The 19,226-nt window shown below is 51.9% G+C and carries 17 protein-coding genes; 7 read left to right on the top strand and 10 right to left on the bottom strand.

The window, feature by feature from the left end:
• The first annotated feature begins 143 nt into the window (after positions 1-143).
• The 6 genes from GNP95_RS15915 to GNP95_RS15890 all read left to right on the top strand — a co-directional run bounded on the left by GNP95_RS15915 (position 144) and on the right by GNP95_RS15890 (position 7,592).
• Positions 144-2,021, top strand: a complete 1,878-nt coding sequence (locus GNP95_RS15915; RefSeq protein WP_155611959.1) for an FAD-dependent oxidoreductase — start codon at positions 144-146, stop codon at positions 2,019-2,021.
• Positions 2,022-2,183: 162 nt separating this feature from the next.
• A complete protein-coding gene (locus GNP95_RS15910) occupies positions 2,184-2,636 on the top strand; it encodes a hypothetical protein (protein ID WP_155611847.1) in 453 nt (150 codons plus the stop codon).
• Positions 2,637-2,690: 54 nt separating this feature from the next.
• The gene (locus GNP95_RS15905) at positions 2,691-3,671 is read left to right on the top strand and encodes a polyprenyl synthetase family protein (RefSeq protein ID WP_155611846.1); all 981 of its coding nucleotides are present in this window, start codon (positions 2,691-2,693) and stop codon (positions 3,669-3,671) included.
• A gap of 634 nt (positions 3,672-4,305) precedes the next feature.
• A complete protein-coding gene (locus GNP95_RS15900) occupies positions 4,306-5,262 on the top strand; it encodes a carbohydrate ABC transporter permease (RefSeq protein WP_196427206.1) in 957 nt (318 codons plus the stop codon).
• The gene (locus tag GNP95_RS15895; protein WP_155611845.1) at positions 5,259-6,089 is read left to right on the top strand and encodes a carbohydrate ABC transporter permease; all 831 of its coding nucleotides are present in this window, start codon (positions 5,259-5,261) and stop codon (positions 6,087-6,089) included. Before GNP95_RS15900 ends, GNP95_RS15895 begins: the two co-directional genes overlap by 4 nt.
• An 84-nt stretch (positions 6,090-6,173) precedes the next feature.
• Positions 6,174-7,592, top strand: coding sequence for an ABC transporter substrate-binding protein (locus GNP95_RS15890; RefSeq protein ID WP_155611844.1), 1,419 nt, complete (start codon positions 6,174-6,176; stop codon positions 7,590-7,592).
• A gap of 65 nt (positions 7,593-7,657) precedes the next feature.
• Here GNP95_RS15890 and GNP95_RS15885 read toward each other — a convergent pair whose 3' ends face one another.
• The 9 genes from GNP95_RS15885 to GNP95_RS15840 all read right to left on the bottom strand — a co-directional run bounded on the left by GNP95_RS15885 (position 7,658) and on the right by GNP95_RS15840 (position 16,810).
• A complete protein-coding gene (locus tag GNP95_RS15885) occupies positions 7,658-8,530 on the bottom strand; it encodes a UbiA-like polyprenyltransferase (protein WP_155611843.1) in 873 nt (290 codons plus the stop codon).
• Between the two features lie 124 nt (positions 8,531-8,654).
• Positions 8,655-9,938, bottom strand: coding sequence for an aspartate aminotransferase family protein (locus tag GNP95_RS15880; protein WP_155611842.1), 1,284 nt, complete (start codon positions 9,936-9,938; stop codon positions 8,655-8,657).
• 685 nt (positions 9,939-10,623) lie between these two features.
• A complete protein-coding gene (locus tag GNP95_RS15875; protein ID WP_155611841.1) occupies positions 10,624-10,782 on the bottom strand; it encodes a hypothetical protein in 159 nt (52 codons plus the stop codon).
• 161 nt (positions 10,783-10,943) lie between these two features.
• The gene (locus GNP95_RS26255; RefSeq protein ID WP_330163471.1) at positions 10,944-13,175 is read right to left on the bottom strand and encodes a peptidase U32 family protein; all 2,232 of its coding nucleotides are present in this window, start codon (positions 13,173-13,175) and stop codon (positions 10,944-10,946) included.
• Between the two features lie 150 nt (positions 13,176-13,325).
• Positions 13,326-14,129, bottom strand: coding sequence for an energy-coupling factor transporter transmembrane component T family protein (locus GNP95_RS15860; protein WP_155611840.1), 804 nt, complete (start codon positions 14,127-14,129; stop codon positions 13,326-13,328).
• Positions 14,111-15,019 (bottom strand): energy-coupling factor transporter ATPase, encoded by a 909-nt coding sequence (locus GNP95_RS15855; protein ID WP_155611839.1) that lies wholly within the window; start codon positions 15,017-15,019, stop codon positions 14,111-14,113. Before GNP95_RS15855 ends, GNP95_RS15860 begins: the two co-directional genes overlap by 19 nt.
• Positions 15,020-15,023: 4 nt before the next feature.
• On the bottom strand, positions 15,024-15,839 hold the full coding sequence (locus tag GNP95_RS15850) for an ATP-binding cassette domain-containing protein (protein ID WP_155611838.1): 816 nt from the start codon (positions 15,837-15,839) through the stop codon (positions 15,024-15,026).
• A 13-nt stretch (positions 15,840-15,852) separates the two neighbouring features.
• Positions 15,853-16,431 carry a Gx transporter family protein gene (locus GNP95_RS15845; RefSeq protein ID WP_230873860.1) on the bottom strand — a complete coding sequence of 193 codons (579 nt, stop codon included), beginning with the start codon at positions 16,429-16,431 and terminating at the stop codon, positions 15,853-15,855.
• Positions 16,415-16,810, bottom strand: a complete 396-nt coding sequence (locus tag GNP95_RS15840) for a NusG domain II-containing protein (RefSeq protein WP_155611837.1) — start codon at positions 16,808-16,810, stop codon at positions 16,415-16,417. Before GNP95_RS15840 ends, GNP95_RS15845 begins: the two co-directional genes overlap by 17 nt.
• A 241-nt stretch (positions 16,811-17,051) precedes the next feature.
• Here GNP95_RS15840 and GNP95_RS15835 point away from each other — a divergent pair, with 241 nt between their 5' ends.
• Positions 17,052-18,146, top strand: coding sequence for an FAD:protein FMN transferase (locus GNP95_RS15835; protein ID WP_155611836.1), 1,095 nt, complete (start codon positions 17,052-17,054; stop codon positions 18,144-18,146).
• A 653-nt stretch (positions 18,147-18,799) separates the two neighbouring features.
• On the opposite strand, the gene GNP95_RS15830 is transcribed toward GNP95_RS15835, so the two are convergent.
• On the bottom strand, positions 18,800-19,177 hold the full coding sequence (locus tag GNP95_RS15830; RefSeq protein ID WP_155611835.1) for a hypothetical protein: 378 nt from the start codon (positions 19,175-19,177) through the stop codon (positions 18,800-18,802).
• Between the last annotated feature and the right edge of the window lie 49 nt (positions 19,178-19,226).

Here is a 19,226-nt window from a genome sequence, read left to right as displayed (position 1 = left end):
GGTAAATCTATTTCATCCAAGATGTTTGGAGCAACAGCGACCGTAGAATATTTTACGTACCTGCCCCGCATCGAGTTCAACAGTTCAGCTTATATAGCAGCACATCTCCACGATTACCAGCCTAAAGTAAGAAGGTGAATATGTTGAAGAAAATAGTCGTTCTTGGCGGCGGTTACGGCGGTGTCGTCACCTCTAAGCATCTGGCCAAATTGTTCAAAAAAGACAAAGATGTCGAGATCCAGCTGATTGACAAGAACCCGTACCATACGCTGCTGACGGAATTGCACGAAGTCGCGGCAAACCGGGCACCCGAGGATTCCATTCAGATTGATTTAAAGAAAATTTTCGCGGGACAGAAAGTGGATGTCGTCCTGGACTACATCGACAACATTGATTTTAAAGCGAAAGAGCTCCGCTCCAAGAAACAAACGTACAAATACGATTACCTCGTTATCGGTACCGGCTGTAAGCCAACGTTCTTCGGCATTCCAGGCGCCGAGGAGCATGCGATGACCTTATGGTCTTATGAGGACGCTGTAAAGCTGAAAATACAGGTTCGCCGCATGTTCAGCGAAGCTGCCAAGGAAACAGATCCGGCGATCCGCAAGAAGAAGCTTTCCTTCGTTGTCGTCGGAGCAGGCTTTACCGGCGTAGAGCTCGTTGGCGAGCTTGCCGAATTCCGCGATGAGCTGTGCAAGGAATTCTACATCGATCCGAGCGAGGTTCGCCTCGTCGTAGCGGATATGGCGCCAAAAATCCTGCCGATTCTCCCAGACAAACTGATCGGCAAGGCGGTCAAACGCCTGAACAAAATGAATGTCGAAATCGTAACGAGCGCCAAAATTACCGGCGTTACGAAATCGAGCGTTCTGCTCGGAGAGAAGGAGCTTGAAGCGGCAACGATCGTCTGGACGGCGGGTGTTGAAGGCTCCGACCTCGTCGGCAAGCTCGACGTGCAGCAGGAAGGCCGCAAACGGATCGTTACGAACGACAAGCTGCAAAGCGTGGATCATGAGGACGTATACATCGTTGGCGATAACATCTTCTATATCCCGGAAGGCGAGACGCGTCCGGTTCCGCAAATGGTCGAAAACGCCGAGCAAGCAGGTCCGCTCATCGCTCATAACATTTATGCGGATGTCAAAGGCAAACCGAAGAAATCCTACAAGCCCGGCTTCCACGGTACGATGGTCTGCATCGGCAGCCGCTACGGCGTAGCGAATGTGGGACTGCCGAATAAGATGTTCATGGTCAGCGGATTCATGGCGATGCTCTTCAAGCACTTGATCAATATGTACTATCTGTTCACGGTGGTTGGCTTCAATAAAGTATGGACTTATATGATGCATGAATTTTTCCACGTGAACAATCACCGAAGCTTCGTAGGCGGCCATTTCTCCAAGCGTTCACCTAACTTCTGGCTGCTGCCGCTTCGGGTATTCGTCGGCTACAAATGGCTGCAGGAAGGTCTCGACAAGCTGCCTAAAGTGCTCAAGAACCCTTCGGATATCTTTCTGATTCCGGCGCCGCCAAATGCAGGCGATGCGATATCGGCGGCAAGCGAAGCGGCGCAGGCTGTGACGACAACGGTTGACGCTCAAGCAGCCGCATCCGCTGTAGAAAGCGCGTCTACCGCCGTTACGGCACTCCCGGTACCCGGATTTATCACAAATACGGTGAACTGGTTTATGGGTCTCTTCTTCTATACATCCGACGGCGGTTATACCGGACTTGCGACCGTATTCCAGACCGGGATGGTCTTTGCAGAAATCATTATCGGCCTCCTGCTCATTGCCGGCCTGTTCACCGCAGTATCCTCCATCATCACGGTTGGACTCGGCATCATGATCTGGTCCTCGAGTATGGCATCGGGCGAAATGCTCTGGTACATGACGGCTGGCGTAGCGCTGATTGGCGGGTCGGGCAGCATGTTCGGACTTGACTACTACGTACTGCCTTGGCTCAAGAAGCATTGGAAGAGAATACCGCTCGTTCGCAGATGGTATCTTTATACGGATTAAGCATTACAACTGCACACAGTTATGCCCCTTATTCCAGAGTAATGTGCGGTTGCGCGCATTACTCTGATTTTTAACCGAGGATTATCGTTAGTGGATATGAAACCGCCGAAATCGGTGCGAAATCCCCTGCAAACCCTACCTGCTTGTTAAGGAGTGTTTCTTATGATTACTGCTCTCATTCAAGATGCTTGTCAATTATTGCAGGGCGACATCTCGCCCGACACCGGCATTACCCTTAATTTGGACCGTGAGGATGTGCTAACAGCAGGCCATCTTCTCCTGCAGTATGATTTGCCAGCGGAGCGGCAAATTCGTTTGCTCTCCATTTACATTGCCATCAAGCTCGCTCTCCAGCGCCACCGGGATTGCCAGCTGTTTGAGCCCGGCGACAAGCTCACCCGCAAAGTGCTGGATGGCGACTATTTATACAGCTTCTACGTGCAGCAATGCCTGCGTTATGAGGAATTCAGCCTTCTCACCCACTTGGCCCCTACGGTGAAGCAAATTCAAATCAAGCGCGTCGAGGGACGTCCGGAAGATGAGCGGCTGGAGAAAGCCTTTGAAGTATTCCTTCGCCTGGAGCATCATCGCAACACTACCCGAAAGGCTATTTAGCGATTTAGTCATTAAGTTATTTTAGCGGCGACTTACGACGAGGAGGGGAACAGGATGATCCTGCATGAAGAGCTCGGCATCTCCCTTAGAGCGGTAGATAAAGAAATCGAGAATATAGTTAAATTTGACAGAGATGTTCCCCGCTCCTCGGAGCTGGCCCGCAGCATTCTAGAACTTATTCGCTCGGGCGGCAAGCGGGTTCGCCCGTTGATGGTGATCGTAGGAAGCCGCTTCGGCCCCGCACCGGACGAACGCAAGACATGGCGGCTGGCCGCTGCTGCCGAGTTCATCCATGCCGCTTCCCTGATTCATGACGACATTATCGACGATTCGCCAGTTCGCCGGGGCGACACAGCGGTACATATCAAGCTCGGGATCAGCCGGGCAATCCACGTCGGCAATTATATGTCGGCCCGGGTGATTGAGTTGATCTCCGCCTATTCTGCAGAACGCGAACGCTACGCTTACGATCTGTCTTCACTGGTTACGACGCAGCTCTGCCTGGGCGAATATCAGCAGTTATCCCATCTGTTTGATTACGACGTAACGATTGAGCAATACCTGGAAAAATCCAAAAATAAAACCGCCCAGCTCATGGCCGCCTGCCTGCGGATCGGAGCGCTGTCCGCCGGTGCAGGCGAGGAAATGGCTGGCCTGCTGTACAGCTTCGGGGAGAAGCTCGGCATGTCCTTCCAAATTCGCGACGACATTCTGGATTTCACCCAGTCCTCGGCCAAGCTGGGCAAACCTGCAGGCAGCGACCTGCGCAGCGGCCAAGTGACGCTCCCCGTCCTGTTCGCACTGCAGGATGAAGGGCTTGCACCTAGAATCCGGTCGATCGGAGCGCATACGCCGGCCGAGTATACGAGCGAAGTTATCGCCACAATTCAAAGCTGCGGGGCGCTCCAGCAAACCGAGGCGTTAAGCCAGCAGTATTTGAACGAGGCGCAGCAAATTATCGATCGGTTAAGCAGCTATCCGGCCCACCGGGATTTACAGGCGCTGCTCAGCTTCTTTGGGGGGCGGGATAAATAAGCCGCAGGTTCTGTTATATTCAATAGAAGGCACCTCTCGTCATCATCGAGGTGTCTTCTTCTATTTTTCTTATTCTATTTTCTGTGAACTGTTGAAATTAACATGGGGCCGTTACGTAAATATTCCTTATATCGCTGTGTGCTACTATGCTATATCTACTAATCTGTGACTCGCACTAAATGGAATTCATGTATCTAATTATGCTCTAAGCGCATGTTTCAGGGGATTAGATGGATCTTATGCACCTAAAATCAAGAACCCAGTCCATATTGGCTATTCTCCTTCTTTTAATGACATGAAATCCATTTAAATCTGCTTCTCCTTTCTTGACGCAGAAACTAACTGCTAAAAATCCATTTAAAAAAGGTGAACCTGTGGAATGAATGCGGGCAAATGCGTAAAATGCTGCTGCAATCCCTGCTGTTCCCAGATTTTCTGGACGATATAGGTTCGCAGCTTTGTTCTCCTTGCCTGCATTAGCCTTTAGTTCATCAATAAAGTTTCTATATTTTCTATCTTTCTATCGTGATCTCCCAAAAATTTAACGGCCGCTTAACCCCGCGTTGATGCCATGTTAATTCCCCCTGTCTAAACTAGGTATGATCTTTGTACGCTAGTCAAGGAGGGAACCGCTATGAACACCACCGTCAGAAACGCACCAGCCCCTGCTGCAGTCACCGCTCGCTCCTACAAGTCTGCTTATCGGAGAGGGTTAACGGCAAGCTTGAAGGAGCATGCGCTGGCTTATCTTTTTCTCGCTCCGTCCATTGTAATCTTCGGCCTTTTTCTCTTATATCCCCTCGTTAAATCGGTATACCTCAGCTTCTTCCTGACCGACCCCCGCGGCAATATTGCCGCTTACGTCGGACTAGACAATTTCAGGCAGCTCCTGGGCTCAGCCCAGTTCTGGAACAGCCTGGAGGTTACTGGAAAGTTTGTGCTGCTCACCGTTCCGGGCGGGCTTGCCCTCGGCCTGATCATGGCTGCGCTCGCCCATTCCCGCCTCAAAGGGATGCGCCTGTTTCAGTTTATATTCTCTCTTCCTCTCGCCGTCTCGGTCAGCACCTCGGCGGTCATCTGGATGATGCTGTTCCATCCTACGCTGGGGATGTTCAATTACTTCCTCGATTTGGCGGGGCTTCCCGCGGTACAATGGCTGACCGATTCGCGCTGGGCGCTAGTTTCGATTTCCGTTATGACAATCTGGATGAATTCCGGCTTTAACTTCATCGTATTGCTCAGCGGCCTGCAAGGCATTCCTGAGGATATGTACGACAGCGCCAAGGTAGATGGAGCGGGACCTATTCGCACGTTTATCCGCATCATTCTGCCCTTGTTATCGCCCACGCTGTTTTTCCTGCTAATCGTCTCGGTTATCGGTTCGTTTCAAGCGTTTGGGCAAATGCATATTTTGACAAAAGGCGGTCCAGCAGGCTCAACTGAAGTGTTCGTCTATTCCATTTACAAGGAAGCCTTCGTCAATTACCAATTCGGTACGGGCAGCGCCATGGCCATCATCCTGTTTCTGCTTATTCTGGCCTTGACGCTCATTCAGTTCACCATTTTGGAAAAGAAGGTGCATTATCAATGACGCTGTTCCGTCCGCTGCTGCGCCACGGCATAGTATATTTCTTCCTGTGCTTGCTGTCGCTGTTCATTATCTATCCGCTGCTGTACACCTTTCTCTCGGTTTTCATGACGCCGGAAGAGACGAGCCAGTTCCCTCCGGCTCTCTTCCCGTCCAGCTTGTACTGGGGCAGCTTGGAGGCGGTCGTCCGGCTAATCCCGGTGTTTCGCTTTATCGCTAACAGCTTCCTTGTCTCGACACTCGTTATGATCGGACAGCTGATTACGGCCAGCCTGGCCGCCTATGCCTTCGCTTTTATCGCATTTCGCGGCAAGGCGTTCTGGTTCGCGGTCTTTCTATCAACGATGATGATTCCTTGGGAAGTGACGATGATCCCGAATTTCCTCTTGATCAAATCATGGAACTGGCTCGATTCCTATCCCGGGCTCGTCTTTCCTTTCCTCGCATCCGCTTTTGGCGTGTTTCTGCTGCGGCAATTTTTCCTGCAGCTGCCCCGGGAGCTGTTCGAGGCAGCACGCATCGACGGTTGCGGCCATACGCGCTACTTCGCCGGTATCGTTCTGCCGCTGGCTAGGCCGGGCCTCGCGACGCTGGCCGTATACGTGTTCCTGAATACCTGGAATAGTTATTTATGGCCGCTGCTCATTACGAACACCGCTAACATGCGCACCGTGCAAATCGGCATCAGCATGCTGCAGTTTGAGGAAATGACCGCCTGGAACGTCGTTCTTGCCGGAGTTGCACTCGTGCTGCTTCCTTCCCTGCTGCTCATCGTCCTCGGGCTAAAGCAGCTTGTACGAGGGTTAACGGCCGGGGCGGTCAAGGGATAGCTTTTCTATACAGCACCACCCGTCCTGACGGGCGGATGATTATAAATGATTCTAATGCAGATCAAAAGGGAGAGAAGAAACCAAATGAAACTGAAACCGTTCAAGCTCAAGCGCTCATTTTTGCTGATCACGATTTTGCTGCTGTCCATGCTCGCATCCGCCTGCGGCGGAGCTGGAGGAAACTCAGGAACCGGCACGGGAGGTGAAGCCTCGGCCAGTAATGCGGCTGGTTCCGGCGATACAGCAAGCGGCACGAACTCCGCACCGGCCGGCAAGACGAAGGTCGTATGGTGGCATTCGATGGGCGGCGAGCTCGGCACAGCCGCTGATCAGCTTGTGGCCGATTTCAATGCCTCCCAGGACAAGGTGGAGGTTGAGGCGATTTTTCAGGGCACTTACGATGAAAGCTTGAATAAAATGAAAGCCTCGATGGATTCCAAATCGGGCCCGTCTCTCATTCAGGTATACGAAATTGGCTCCCGCTTCATGATCGATTCCGGCGCCATTACCCCGGTGCAGCAGTTCATCGATGCAGAGAACTACGATCTCACCCATTTGGAAGAGAATATTATGAATTACTATACATTTGATGGCAAGCAGTACTCCATGCCCTTTAATACTTCGAACCCGATTCTGTATTACAACAAGGACTTGTTCAAGGCTGCAGGCCTTGATCCCGACAAAGCTCCAGCCACTTATGAAGAGTTGAAAATGGCAGCCGAAGCGCTGAGCAAAAACGGAGCCCCCGCCTCCTTTGCCATTTACGGCTGGTTTATGGAGCAGTTTTTCGCGAATCAGGGAGCCGAATATGTGGACAACGGCAACGGCCGCACCGCTGCGGCAACCCAGTCTCTCGTCAACGAAGAAGCCGGCATAAAAACGCTGGAATGGTGGAAGGGCCTCATCGACAGCCAGGCAGCTATTAACCTTGGCCGTAAAACCGATGACACAAAGAAAGCCTTTGTTGCCGGACAGGTCAGCATGACGCTCGACTCCACGGCAGGGCTGCGGGGCATTGTAGACAGCGTAGGCGACAAGTTCGAGGTAGGCACTGCGTTCCTTCCTAAGCCGGACGGCAGCTCTGATGGAGGCGTCATTATCGGCGGAGCAAGCTTGTGGGTATTAAATAATAAGCCGGCAGAAGAGCAGCAGGCTGCCTGGGAGTTCATCAAGTTCCTTGCCGAGCCGCAGACGCAAGCCAAATGGCACATCGCGACTGGATACTTCCCGATCACGAAGAAGGCTTACGACGAGCAGATCGTGAAGGACAATCTGGCCAAATATCCGCAATTCCAGACGGCGGTCGACCAGCTTCATGCCAGCAAGCCTAGCCTGGCCACACAGGGTGCGGTCATGGGCGTATTCCCGGAGGCCCGCCAAATCGTCGAAAGCGCCATCGAGGAAGCGCTCGGCGGCAGCAAATCCACCAAGCAGGCGCTGGACGACGCCGCCAAAGCGATTACAGATAAAATTGGCAACTATAATAAAACGGTGAAAAAATAAACTGCATACAGCGGCAGCTCCCCTTCGGTATTGGAGGGGAGCTGTTGTTATGGCAGGCGCTTTTTTTATCCCAAATAAAAGTCAATTAATGTCATGAATAAAATCACCATGCTAATCACCTGATTCAGATTGTAAGAGGCGACCTTCATGACCTGCCGGTTGCCCGGCTTAATGATGCGATGTTCCGTGAGCAGGAGAACGACGGCGGCGCCGATGCCGATGCCGTACGTCCAGCCGAGCCCCCGCAGCGGGATAAGAGCGAGCAGCAGCAGGACCATCAGCAGATGGAGCGCCGCAGCGATGCGCAAGCCGTTCTTCAAGCCGAAGTAGCTGGGAATCGACCATAATCCGTGCTTGCGGTCGAATTCGATGTCCTGCGAGCCGTAGATGATGTCAAAGCCCGCGATCCACAGCATGACGATCGTTCCGAGCACAAATGGCGTAAACGCGAATTTGCCGGTCACCGCAAACCAGGCGCCGATCGGCGCAGAAGCAATCGTAAATCCCAGATACAAGTGGCTCAAATAGGTAAAACGTTTCGTATAGGAGTACGACGAGATCAGGAAAATCGCCACCGGAGACAGCAGGAAGCATAGCGGATTCAGCATCGCCGAGGCGGCGATAAAGATGCCGTAGTTTATAACGACGAACAGCAGCACCTCCTTCGCCTCCAGCAATTGCTGCGGCAAATGGCGGTGCGCCGTGCGCGGGTTCTGAGCATCGTATATCCGGTCCACGATCCGGTTAAAGGCGTTGGCTCCGTTGCGCGCAGCCACCAGGGCGATCAGGCCCCAGATCATCACATGCGCGGACGGCAGTCCGTTCGCGGCCCAGACCATCGAGATGATGGCGAAGGGCAGCGAGAACAACGTATGCGAGAACATGACCAGCTCGCTATACAGCTTGATTTTGGACCCGACTTTGCGGGCGTATTCCATAGCTTCCACACTCCTTGGCACAGTAAGCAGCGGACGCTATTCCGCCCACGAGACGGGTTGCTTCCGCCCTATTCTATTGATAATGACGCAATATATTGAGAAAAGTCGTTCATTTCATTTGGGCTCATATTATGGAACGCAGCGTCTCCTCCAAGGCGGTGAGCATGCCTGCAATATCCTCCTCCGTGATGACTAGCGGCGGTTGAAAGGCCAGGACGTTACGATCCACACCGTTTTTGCCAATGATAAATCCTCTGTCCTTCATCTGTTCTAATATTTCGTCTACCAGGGCGGCGCCGCGAGAGGCGTCTTCTCCGCACAGCTCGGCGCCGATCATCAGACCCGCTCCGCGCACCTCCGTGATGACTTGCGGGTAGTGAGCGGCCAGACTGCGCAGGCCTTCCTGCAGAATGCCCCCAAGCTGCTTAGAGCGCTGCACCAGCTGGTGGGATTCGATGTAGTCCAGCACTGCCAGGGCGGTTACGGCCGATACCGGGTTGCCGCCAAACGTGGACGCCGAAGGCCGATTGAAGCTGGCGGCAATCTCGTCCGTCGTGGCGAATGCGGCAACCGGCACGCCGTTGCCAAGCGCTTTCGCCATCGTGACGATGTCCGGCTGCACGCCGTAGTGCTCGATCGCGAACATCTCCCCCGTCCGGCCGAAGCCGGTCTGGATTTCGTCCGCGATGAGAAGCACACCGTGCCCCGCCAGCAGCGCCTTCACTTCGGCGAAGTACCCCGCTGGCGGCACGATGATGCCTGCGTTGCCCTGGATCGGCTCGGCGATCATGGCGGCGATTTCGCCGCCCTTCTCTTCGAGCGCCTTCCTCAGGGCAGCGAGGGAGCGCTGTGCCGCCTCGTCCCCGCTCATTCCCCGTTCATAAGGCCGGGGAATGAACGTCACGTCCCGATCCGCCTCCAGCTCCGGATCGGTCCGCCACATGCGCAGGCCCGTCACGCTCATCGTCAAATAGGTGCGGCCGTGCAGGCCTTGCTCCAGCGCGATGAAGCCTCTTTTTCCCGTATGCAGACGGGCCAGCAGCAGAGCACCTTCATTGGCCTCTGAACCGCTGTTCACGAAGAAGGTGCGCTTCAATGTTCCTGGCAGCACCTCCGCCATACGCTGCGCCAAGTCGGCGTTCGGCTGAGTCAAGTAGATGGTGCACGTATGCTGGAGTGTTCTCAGCTGCTCCTCCGTGCGTCTAACGATGTCGGGGTTGCAGTGGCCGCAAGCAACGACGGATACGCCTGCAAAAAAATCCGTGTACCTCCGGTTCACGTGATCGTACAGGTACTGCATCTCCCCTTTGACGATTTGCGGCGGAGTGCGGTAAAAATAACTCGTGCACGGGTAAAAATGCTGCTGCCGTTGTTGTAGGATGTGATCTGGCCCGCTGTATTGCGCCATTTTCGTTTCCGCTCCTTTTTATTGACGATAGAGTGGGATGTAAGAATAGAGTACTAACTGTATTTTAGGTATCTAAAAGTGGGCCATTTCGCATTTTCGCCTCATTACATGGATTTCTTGCAGTTAAAAACCAGGCTCCCGCTAGATAGGTATGATATATCCCGGTTTAAATGCAGGAAATCCAGTTAATCCCGCCTAAATCGTAGAAGTCTCATAAATAACTGCATAAAATACAGTTAATTTATCGTGTCTGGGGCCAGATAGTCTTTTGTCGTTCTTGTCTTACACCTATACTTTACTGCTACTGCTGATACTGCTGCTATTGCTACTGCTCTTGCTCTTCCACCTACTGCTACTGTGGGACATTTGGCGATCAATAAGACCCTTAGGGTACTTTTTATATCTTTGGTGCTGGGGTGCGTTGTAAGAACAGAATACTAACTGTATTTCATGTATCTAAAAGTAGGCCGTTTCGCATTTCCGCCTCATTACATGGATTTCTTGCAGTTAAAAGCCAGGCTCCCGCTAGACAGGTATGATATATCCCGATTAGATGCAGGAAATCCAGTTAATCCCGCCTCAAACGTAGAAGTCTCTTAAATAACTGCATGAAATACAGTTAATTTATCGTGTCTGGGGCCAGATAGTCTTTTGTCGTTCTTGTCTTTACAGCTACACTTTACTGCTAATGCTGATACTGCACTGCTGCTATTGTTGCTATTGCTACTGCTCTTACACTTACTCTTGCACTTGCTCTTGCACTTATACCTACACCTACACCTGCTCTTGCTTCTACTTCTACTTCTACTTCTACACTTGCACCTGCATTTAAACTTGCTTGCAACTCGTTACTACTACTACTACTACTACTACTATTGCTATTGCTATTGCTATTGCTATTGCTACTCTTACTCTTACTCTTACTCTTACTCTCTTACCCTTACTCTTTACTCTGCGTTACACCTACTATCTACACCTTCACCTAAACCTGTATTGCACTTCCACCTACATCCGCACCTGCACTCGTTCTTTCTCCTGTTTCCCTTCACAAGCTCCATCCACTGCTTCGACTTGACCCGGCGCAACGCCGTCGAACTGCAGCGCTCCCAGCGTATATCCCGCGTAGACTGGGGTCATTCCAGCAAACAGCTCACCAGCAGTTTCTGGTCTCTCTATCGCCGCCCTGTACGTACTAACGATCGACCGCAACTGCTCCGGCTGGTAGGTCGCGCCTTCGATCCGGCAAACAGACAGTCCGGCATCCTGCAGCTCATTCATTACGGGCAGCAGACACAGCTCCTTGGCCAGCATCAAATGGCAGCGCCCATGTACATCGCGGTAAACCGGGTTCTCTCCCTTGTCAGTCATCAGCACCAGAGTACGGTTATCGACGTACCGGTTGTCCTCTTCGCCTATTGGCTCGAACACCTCTGTGTTCTCATACAAATCAAGCTCCATGTACATCAGGGCAGGCGAGCCGTGCACCACGACCTCCATTGGAGCCGCCGCATTCACCAGCAGCTTGGTCAAATCATGGAGCGGGAGTTCGATGGAAGCTGTAAACCGCTCTACACCAAGCTTCCTATACATCTCTGCGGCCAAATGATTGAAAATATTCAAATTGATATCGCCCACAAGCGGATAACCTTTGGAGGCAAATTTATGGATTGCGCCGAGGTTCGTCGCGAGTATGCCGTCGATCGGCAGGCGTTCACCAGACAGCAGTCCGTCGTATATTTCGAAGTGCAGCTCGTTCATCATGCGCGGCAAACCTAAATACAGCTTGGCGTTCCCCTTGATCACTGCCAGTTGTTTAATTTCCTGCTTCGTAAATGGCCGATCCGGCTCGAACACATCGCCCGAAAGATAAACATGATCGGCCCCTGCCTCAAACGCTGCTTGCGCTTGGGCCGCATTATTCACATGCACGGACAGCTCCATTCGGTTGTTCAGGTTGTTCAGGTTATTTTGGCTATATTGATTGTTTCGATTGTTTTGATTGTTTCGATTGTTTTGGTTATTCCGACTGTTGTGATTGTTTGGGTAGCATTGGTTGTATGGGTTGCCTTGTTCCATTTGACTGCCACGTTCCATTGGTTTGCCTCGTTCCATTCGTTTACCTTGTTCGGCTTGTTTGCTCAAATTGTTCCGCTCGCCCTCTTGCCGCCCCGCTTTGCTGCTTGCTGCAGCCTCAGCGAGATAAGCCGCAACCTCACCCAACCGTTTGTTTCCAAGGCTCCGCTCTTCCGTCGGCGTACTAAATACCTTGCCCGTGCTATAAAATTTGCCTGTCCCCTCATAGCGTTTATTCATATAGGACAGCCCCGGACGGCCAAATGCATAACCGGTGGACAAATCGCGCTTGCGGTTGTCGTACAGCAGCCGGGTATCCCGGCTCCGTTCAAAGCCGACCGGATCGTCGATGTACCGATCGATCGCGTCTCCATACGCATTGACCAGCATCAGCACAAACTCCGTGTCGCGCATACGCCCTTCGATTTTAAAAGACGTCACCCCGCCATGAATCAGTTCGGGAATATGCTCGTACATGAACATATCCTTCACGGCAAGCGGATATTCGGAAGGATACACGAAGCCGTCCTTCTTCACCCGGTAGTCCCAGCGGCACGGCTTTAGGCACTTGCCCCGGTTGCTGCTCATCCCGAACACCAACGAGCTGAAGTAGCAATTCGCCCCATGCACGGAGCACATATCGCCGTGAATAAAGTACTCCAGCTCCATGCCAGTCGTCTCCCGCAAATACCGCGTAGTCTTCAGATCCATCTCCCGGGACGTGACGACCCGAGTGACGCCCATCTGGCTCAGCGCCTCGATCATCTCGCGGTTATGCACATTCATCATGACCGAGGAATGCACGGGAAGCTGCAAGCCCATGTCCTGAATGAGCGCCAGCACAGCGAAATCCTGCACGATCATGGCATCCGGCCCCGCCTGTTCCAGAAAGCGCAAATATTCCCGCGCCTCTTCGATTTCCCCTTCGTTCAGCAGGTTGTTTACCGTAACGTACACTTTTTTATCCAAGCCATGGGCCAGCTCAATCGCCTCCACCATCTCCGGGCGGCTAAAATTATATCCTTTGCGCATCATGCGCATATTGAGGCTCGGTCCCCCGAAATAAACGGCATCGCAATTGGCACGGATCACTTCCTTGAAGATTTCAAATGTTCCCGCCGGCGCAAGCAATTCGACTTCTTTTCCATTAAAATAACGAGCCACAGCGTTTCTCCCCTTCCTGCCTCAACTAAGCTGTACTAGCAGTCTATATTGATATAGTTAAATTTATTGTGATTTTTTTCACTATACAACCGTCATTCCAAACAGCCCTGTGTTGCCCGCACGCGATGAATCCCTCGTCCCCATGCTTTTTCACATCAAAATCCTATACATCAGCACGCTGGCAGTCAGGATTGCAAATGATAAAATGAACCAGGTGTCGCGGCGCTTCCAGACGAGCAGGTGATATTCCGAACGCGGCGCCCCGATCCGGTAGCCTCTCGATTCCATCGACAGCACCAGCTCCTCGGCCCGGCGAAAAGCTCCTACCGTCACCGGAACGAGCAGGGACACCAGCATTTTCCCCTTCTCTTTCCAAGGCAGCTCCCGCAAATCGGCGCCCCGGGCGGCCTGCGCCTTCACGATCTTTTGCGCCTCATCCAGAATCGTCGGGATGAACCGCAGCGCAATGCTCATCATCAAGGTCAGGCGCTGCGCGGATAATCCTACTGACTCCAGCGGCTTCAGCACGCCAGCCATCCCTTGGTTTAGGAGCCCGGGCGTCGTCGTAAACGTAAGAATCGCCGTAAAAGATACAAGCAACGCCATCCGCGAGGCCGAGATCAGCCCAAGGCTGACTCCTCCGGAATAAAGTGTCCATGAGCCGATCTGCCACAGCGCCGTTCCCTCAGTCACCGTAAAGCACTGCACGGCAAAGATAAACACCATCAGCACCCAGAGAGGCTTCGCCGCTTTGACGTAGTATTTGAGCGGAATCTTCGTTGCTGTCATATAAGCGAGGGAAAAAACGGCAGCGACGCCAAGCGCAGGCCATGAACCGACAGCGACAATCGCGATGAGATACAGCAGCATGGCCGTCAGCTTCGCCCGGGGGTCGACGCCATGCACCCAGGAGCCCGTATCGATGCTCCGGCCAATCAGCAGCTTTCCCCGCATGCCATTCTCTCCTCTCTGCCTCTTAATGTGCCTGCAGCCGAAAGCACCTCGGCAATACGTTCCGCCAGTGATTCCGGCGTTAAGCACGGCTTCTCCGCCTCCAGCCCGTACTCGGCGGCCAGCCTATTCCATAACGTGATGCATTCCGGAAGGGCCAGCCCTTCCCGCTCCAGGAAGGCGGCTTCCCTGACCAGGGCATCGGTCGTCCCCTGGAATAACGTCCGGCCGCCCTTCATCACGATCCAACCGTCCACATAGGGCAGCAGTTCCTCCATCTGGTGCGTCACGACGATGACCGTCTTCCCTTGCTCCCGGTGCAGCTTCGACAGCAGCTCAGCCAGCTCGGCCCGGCTCTGTGGATCAAGGGTGGCCGTCGGCTCGTCTAGGGCAATGACCTCGGGGTCCATGGCCAGGACGGAAGCAATGGCTACCTTGCGCATCTGCCCGCCGCTGAGGTGAAAAGGATTCCTCTGCAGAATCGATTCATCCAGCCCAAGCAGGGACAAGGCCCATTTCCCCCGCTCCTTTGCTTCCGCGAGAGACATTCCAAAGTTGAGCGGTCCGAAGCAAATATCCTTCTCCACCGTATCCTCGAACAGCTGCTGTTCGGGAAATTGAAAGACCAGTCCGACCCGCCTGCGCAGCTCGCGCATTGCCGGCGCCTTTTCCTGGGCGCCTATCGGCACATCTAAGACCCGCACACGCCCTGCGGTCGGCTTCAGGATGCCGTTAAAATGCTGCAGCAGCGTCGACTTGCCAGAGCCTGTCGTGCCGGCAATCCCGGTGAACGTTCCGGGCTGAATATGGAGATTGACACCCTCTAGCGCCCCGCTCCGCCATAAGCTGCGGTCATCATATGCATAGCTGACTTCCTCGAATGTAATAGCCATAGTGTCACCGCCTCCTCGTTTGCCGGCCAGGGAAAATGCAGTCCCCATCCAACCCCCGCTTCCGCAATTCCTGCAGCAGCCTGACCTGGTAAGGCGCGATCAATCGGCAAGCGTGCAGCAGCTCCTCATCCTCGAACAGCTCCGCCGGAGCTGTATCGGCAGTAATGGCCCCGCCCCGGAGCACGATCGCCCGGTCCGAGGCCATAATCTCTTCCGCGTCATGCGTAATCGAGATAAGCGTGTAATCACCGCTGCTCCGCATGTCCTGCCAGATGTGCAGCAGCTCTCCGCGCGCCTTCTCATCCAGCATGGAGGAGGCTTCATCGAAAATTACGATGCCCGGCTCCATCGCTAGGATCGAGGCGAGGGCTACACGCTGCTTCTGCCCCCCGGACAGCTCTGCCGGGTGCTTGGTCAGCAGATGGCTGATTTCCAGCTTCTCAGCGTAACGCTGCACCCGGTCTATCATTTCCTCGCGGGAGAGGCAGCGCCCCTCTAGTCCAAAAGCGATATCCTCCTCTACCGTGGAGCCGATAAACTGGTTATCCGGGTTCTGGAACACCATGCCGATCCGGGGACGGATCTCCCAGACTGAATCCTGCGTCAGCTCGCGGCCTTCCACCACAATCGTGCCGCTGTTTGCGGCCAGCAGTCCGCCCAGCAGCTTGGCAAGGGTCGATTTGCCGCAGCCGTTAGGCCCGACGATCGATACCCAGCTTCCAGAAGCAATGCGGAGCGTCACCTCATCCAGAACCGGGGTATCCGGCGAATATGCGAAGGAAACTCCGTTCAATTCGTAAGCGTATGCTGCTGCGGCCATCTTTTCACCCCCCTTAATCCGTCAGAAAAGATTCAAATAACGACAATCTGGAAAGCGCAGGAATCAAATAACGAACCGCAATCCCGACTGCAATCCCCGTCAGCACTCCTGTAATGAGCAGCATTGGCAGGTAATAGAATATTTTCGTTGTCAGGAAATACAGCGATGCCGCAGTAAGCTGCCCGATATTATGGGCAATCCCCCCGACGATGCTTATGCCGATCATACTTAGTCTCTTGCGTCCTACCAGGAGCAGAAACCACATCGCCGCGAAGCTGAACAGTGCGCCCATAATACTGAACAAGAAGCTGGAAAATGTGCCAAAAATAAAAGCGGTAAGCAGCGTTTTTAGCAGCACCATCATCAAGGCGTCCCTCGCCCGCAGAAAATAAAGGCAGGTCAGCACCATAATATTCGCCAGCCCCAGCTTGGCGCCGGGCACGCCCATATTGATCGGAATCAGCGATTCAATCAGGCTCAGTACAACCGCAACCGCAGCGAAAATCGCGACGATAACCGTTCTTTTCAACATGAGAGTGGATGACTCGCTGCCAAGCGTTCTCGGCGCGGCTGGTTTATTTAACGACGGCATCGATCTCATCTCCTTCCCCGGAAGCTCCTTCAATTTCTACGATCATTTTGTGCGGGAGACAGACGATCGTGCCTCCGTTACGCTGGACAAACCCGAAGGTCAGGCATAACTGATCAGGGCAATCGGCCTCAATCATTTCTATGCCATAATCATGTACCTTCAAAATGTTGAGGCCATCCTCGGTTTCAATTTCAATGATTTGCTCCTCTTCCGTGAGCTCCACGGATCGTACCAGCTTGCCATCGACCTTGATATTTGCAACAAGTGGATTGTTATTGTGATTGTTTTCACTTAAATCTCCAAAAAACCACCTTGGAACAAGAAATGCCATAGCAATGACAACAATCAAGCCGATCAGCAGGATATCTCCACGTTTCATAGAGAAAACTCCCTTATTTTTTGATTATATAAATCTTAGATGATCTCATTATAACCCCTGTTCAATGACTAACCTGTGCGATTTCTCTCATTTTCCCAGTTGTCACAAATCCCTCACTTTATAAGGATTTTAATGGAATAATCATTACTTTGTGAAAAAAAGTACTTTAAACATTTTCCCACCCTTGATACAATAAATTTGAATGAATCAATTTAGATGCAAATGAAATGAGGCGGCGTTTATGAAGCACAATAGACTACTTACCTTAGGATTAACGCTTTTGCTATCAACGGCTCTATTGGCTGGCTGCGGCACAGACCCAGGCCTATCCAAGGCCTCCGGCGAATCTAGCGATAAGACGGCAAATTCGCATGAGACCATGAAGCCGATGGGAGAAACGTTCTTCATATTCGACACCGTCGTCAACGTGAAAATATATGATGATCGCGCCACACGTCAGCATTTCAACGAAATTGAAGCCCTGCTAAATGACATTGACGGCAAAATCAGCCGTACGCTGGAGGGCAGCGAAATCTACCAGGTGAACAGCCATTCCGGCAAGTCGCCAGTTGAAGTTTCGAATGAGACGTTCGAATTGATCGAGAAAGCTCTCGACTATGCGAAACGAACAGATGGAAAGTTCAATCCCGCCATCGGCAACCTGGTCACGCTGTGGAACATCGGCCATGAAGGCGCCAAGGTCCCAGACGCCGATCTGATCGAAGCCGCCAAAGCGCTAAGCGACTATCATTTAATAGAAATGAATAAGGAAACGCACGAAATTTATTTGCAAAAAGAAGGCATGGCCATCGACCTCGGCTCCATCGGCAAAGGCTATGCGGCAGACGCGATTTACGAGTACCTGGAGGCGCAAGGCTTCAGCAGCGCGATCATCGATCTCGGTGGCAACATTTATGCCATGGGCAATAAGCCGGGCGGCAAGATGTGGAACATTGGCATTCAGGACCCGGGTAAAGAACGCGGCAATTCGATCGGCACGATTCAAGTGGCCGACAAGACCATCGTCACCTCCGGCATCTATGAGCGTTTTTTTATAGAAGACGGCAAGCTCTACCAGCATATTCTCGATCCCGGAACCGGTTATCCGGTTGAAAACGGCATCAGCAGTGTCACCGTCGTAACGAAGCATTCTACCGATGCGGATGCTCTGTCCACGTCGCTATTCGTACTCGGCATTGAGGACGGATTGAAGTTCATCGAGGATACGCCGGATACGGAGGCCTTGTTCATTTCCAAAGAGAAGAAGCTGTACGCTACTTCCGGATTCAAGGACATGTTGAAAAAAACGAACGACAGCTATACCTTTGCCAACTAGGCGTGAGCGCCTCGATGATAGACTCGCAAAGACCGCATCCCACCTTCCCGCTTCAGCCTTTCGCTGGAGCGGTATTTTATTTTCATAAAATATTCTTGCTTTAACGACAGAACTATAGTATTATTATAATTTGAGTTGCAAACCGCTTTTAAATGTAGTTCCTCACAAGATTATAGCCCTCCTATACCTGACCAGGTATGATAATTCCTATGAATGACCCAAAGTAAGGATTTAATGGATTTCTGATTCACACTGGCGCGGTCATCGGAGCCGCAAGGACAAAAGAGAGGCAGGGCTTTTGTTGTTTTAGAAAATGATTGTGGTTGTAGTCTGAGCAGGAACCAAAGTTGTTCTTCCCGTGTACAGGAGAACAGTAAATATATAAAGCACAAACGCCCGTTTCCACTTTAGCCGTGGTAACGGGCGTTTTGGTTGGTGCTTTTTTTTAGCTTTAATAGACATGGGCTGAGAAACAGTTAACTTACAGCCCTTACCTTTATTCCTGGCTTGTATTAGGATCTTTGCGGATGTCTCATTTTTTACATAGTCCCTAAATTCAACCAAACGATCTCTATACCAAGTTCCCAGAAGTACAGTCTATTAGAGCTTTTAAGAGGCTCCCTCTGTTTAATATGAATTTGGTTATCTCAATATTATCCCCCGTTAAGCAATTCCTCATTTAGCTTTTTTAACTGGCTTAGATATTGATTAATTCTGTCCATATCAATTACACTCTTATCTAAACTAGCTACGTATAACAATTTTAACCAGAAGGCATCCCCAATTGCATATTCATCTACTGCCTTTTTAATATTTTCTTCTGTTAAAGTACTAACAATAATATCAGGTTGAGGAGGCGATACAAAGTTAACATTGTCTTCCTTCATTCGAGTAATTAAGTTTTGTGCAGTGCTAACCACCGCAGTAATAGTTGATCCATCTTCAAGTTCAATAAAAATATCAATATTATTATCATCTTTTTTAGAAATCTCCGATAGAGGTGTTGGGTAACTAATATTTAGGACTTTCATCTCTAGCCCCCTATTTTACCGTATATTTTATTACAAAATACTACTAAAC

The sequence above is a fragment of the Paenibacillus woosongensis genome (assembly GCF_009725165.1).
Classification (GTDB): Bacteria; Bacillota; Bacilli; order Paenibacillales; family Paenibacillaceae; genus Fontibacillus; species Fontibacillus woosongensis.
This window is presented reverse-complemented; position numbering and strand designations above follow the sequence as displayed.

Bases quoted from the DNA above. Each gene is read 5' to 3' on its own strand.
- GNP95_RS15910 (WP_155611847.1), top strand. From the start codon at position 2,184: ATGATTACTGCTCTCATTCAAGATGCTTGTCAATTATTGCAGGGCGAC.
- GNP95_RS15905 (WP_155611846.1), top strand. From the start codon at position 2,691: ATGATCCTGCATGAAGAGCTCGGCATCTCCCTTAGAGCGGTAGATAAA.
- GNP95_RS15900 (WP_196427206.1), top strand. From the start codon at position 4,306: ATGAACACCACCGTCAGAAACGCACCAGCCCCTGCTGCAGTCACCGCT.
- GNP95_RS15895 (WP_155611845.1), top strand. From the start codon at position 5,259: ATGACGCTGTTCCGTCCGCTGCTGCGCCACGGCATAGTATATTTCTTC.
- GNP95_RS15890 (WP_155611844.1), top strand. From the start codon at position 6,174: ATGAAACTGAAACCGTTCAAGCTCAAGCGCTCATTTTTGCTGATCACG.
- GNP95_RS15885 (WP_155611843.1), bottom strand. From the start codon at position 8,530: ATGGAATACGCCCGCAAAGTCGGGTCCAAAATCAAGCTGTATAGCGAG.
- GNP95_RS15880 (WP_155611842.1), bottom strand. From the start codon at position 9,938: ATGGCGCAATACAGCGGGCCAGATCACATCCTACAACAACGGCAGCAG.
- GNP95_RS15860 (WP_155611840.1), bottom strand. From the start codon at position 14,129: ATGCGGGGAAAGCTGCTGATTGGCCGGAGCATCGATACGGGCTCCTGG.
- GNP95_RS15855 (WP_155611839.1), bottom strand. From the start codon at position 15,019: ATGGCTATTACATTCGAGGAAGTCAGCTATGCATATGATGACCGCAGC.
- GNP95_RS15850 (WP_155611838.1), bottom strand. From the start codon at position 15,839: ATGGCCGCAGCAGCATACGCTTACGAATTGAACGGAGTTTCCTTCGCA.
- GNP95_RS15845 (WP_230873860.1), bottom strand. From the start codon at position 16,431: ATGCCGTCGTTAAATAAACCAGCCGCGCCGAGAACGCTTGGCAGCGAG.
- GNP95_RS15840 (WP_155611837.1), bottom strand. From the start codon at position 16,810: ATGAAACGTGGAGATATCCTGCTGATCGGCTTGATTGTTGTCATTGCT.
- GNP95_RS15835 (WP_155611836.1), top strand. From the start codon at position 17,052: ATGAAGCACAATAGACTACTTACCTTAGGATTAACGCTTTTGCTATCA.
- GNP95_RS15830 (WP_155611835.1), bottom strand. From the start codon at position 19,177: ATGAAAGTCCTAAATATTAGTTACCCAACACCTCTATCGGAGATTTCT.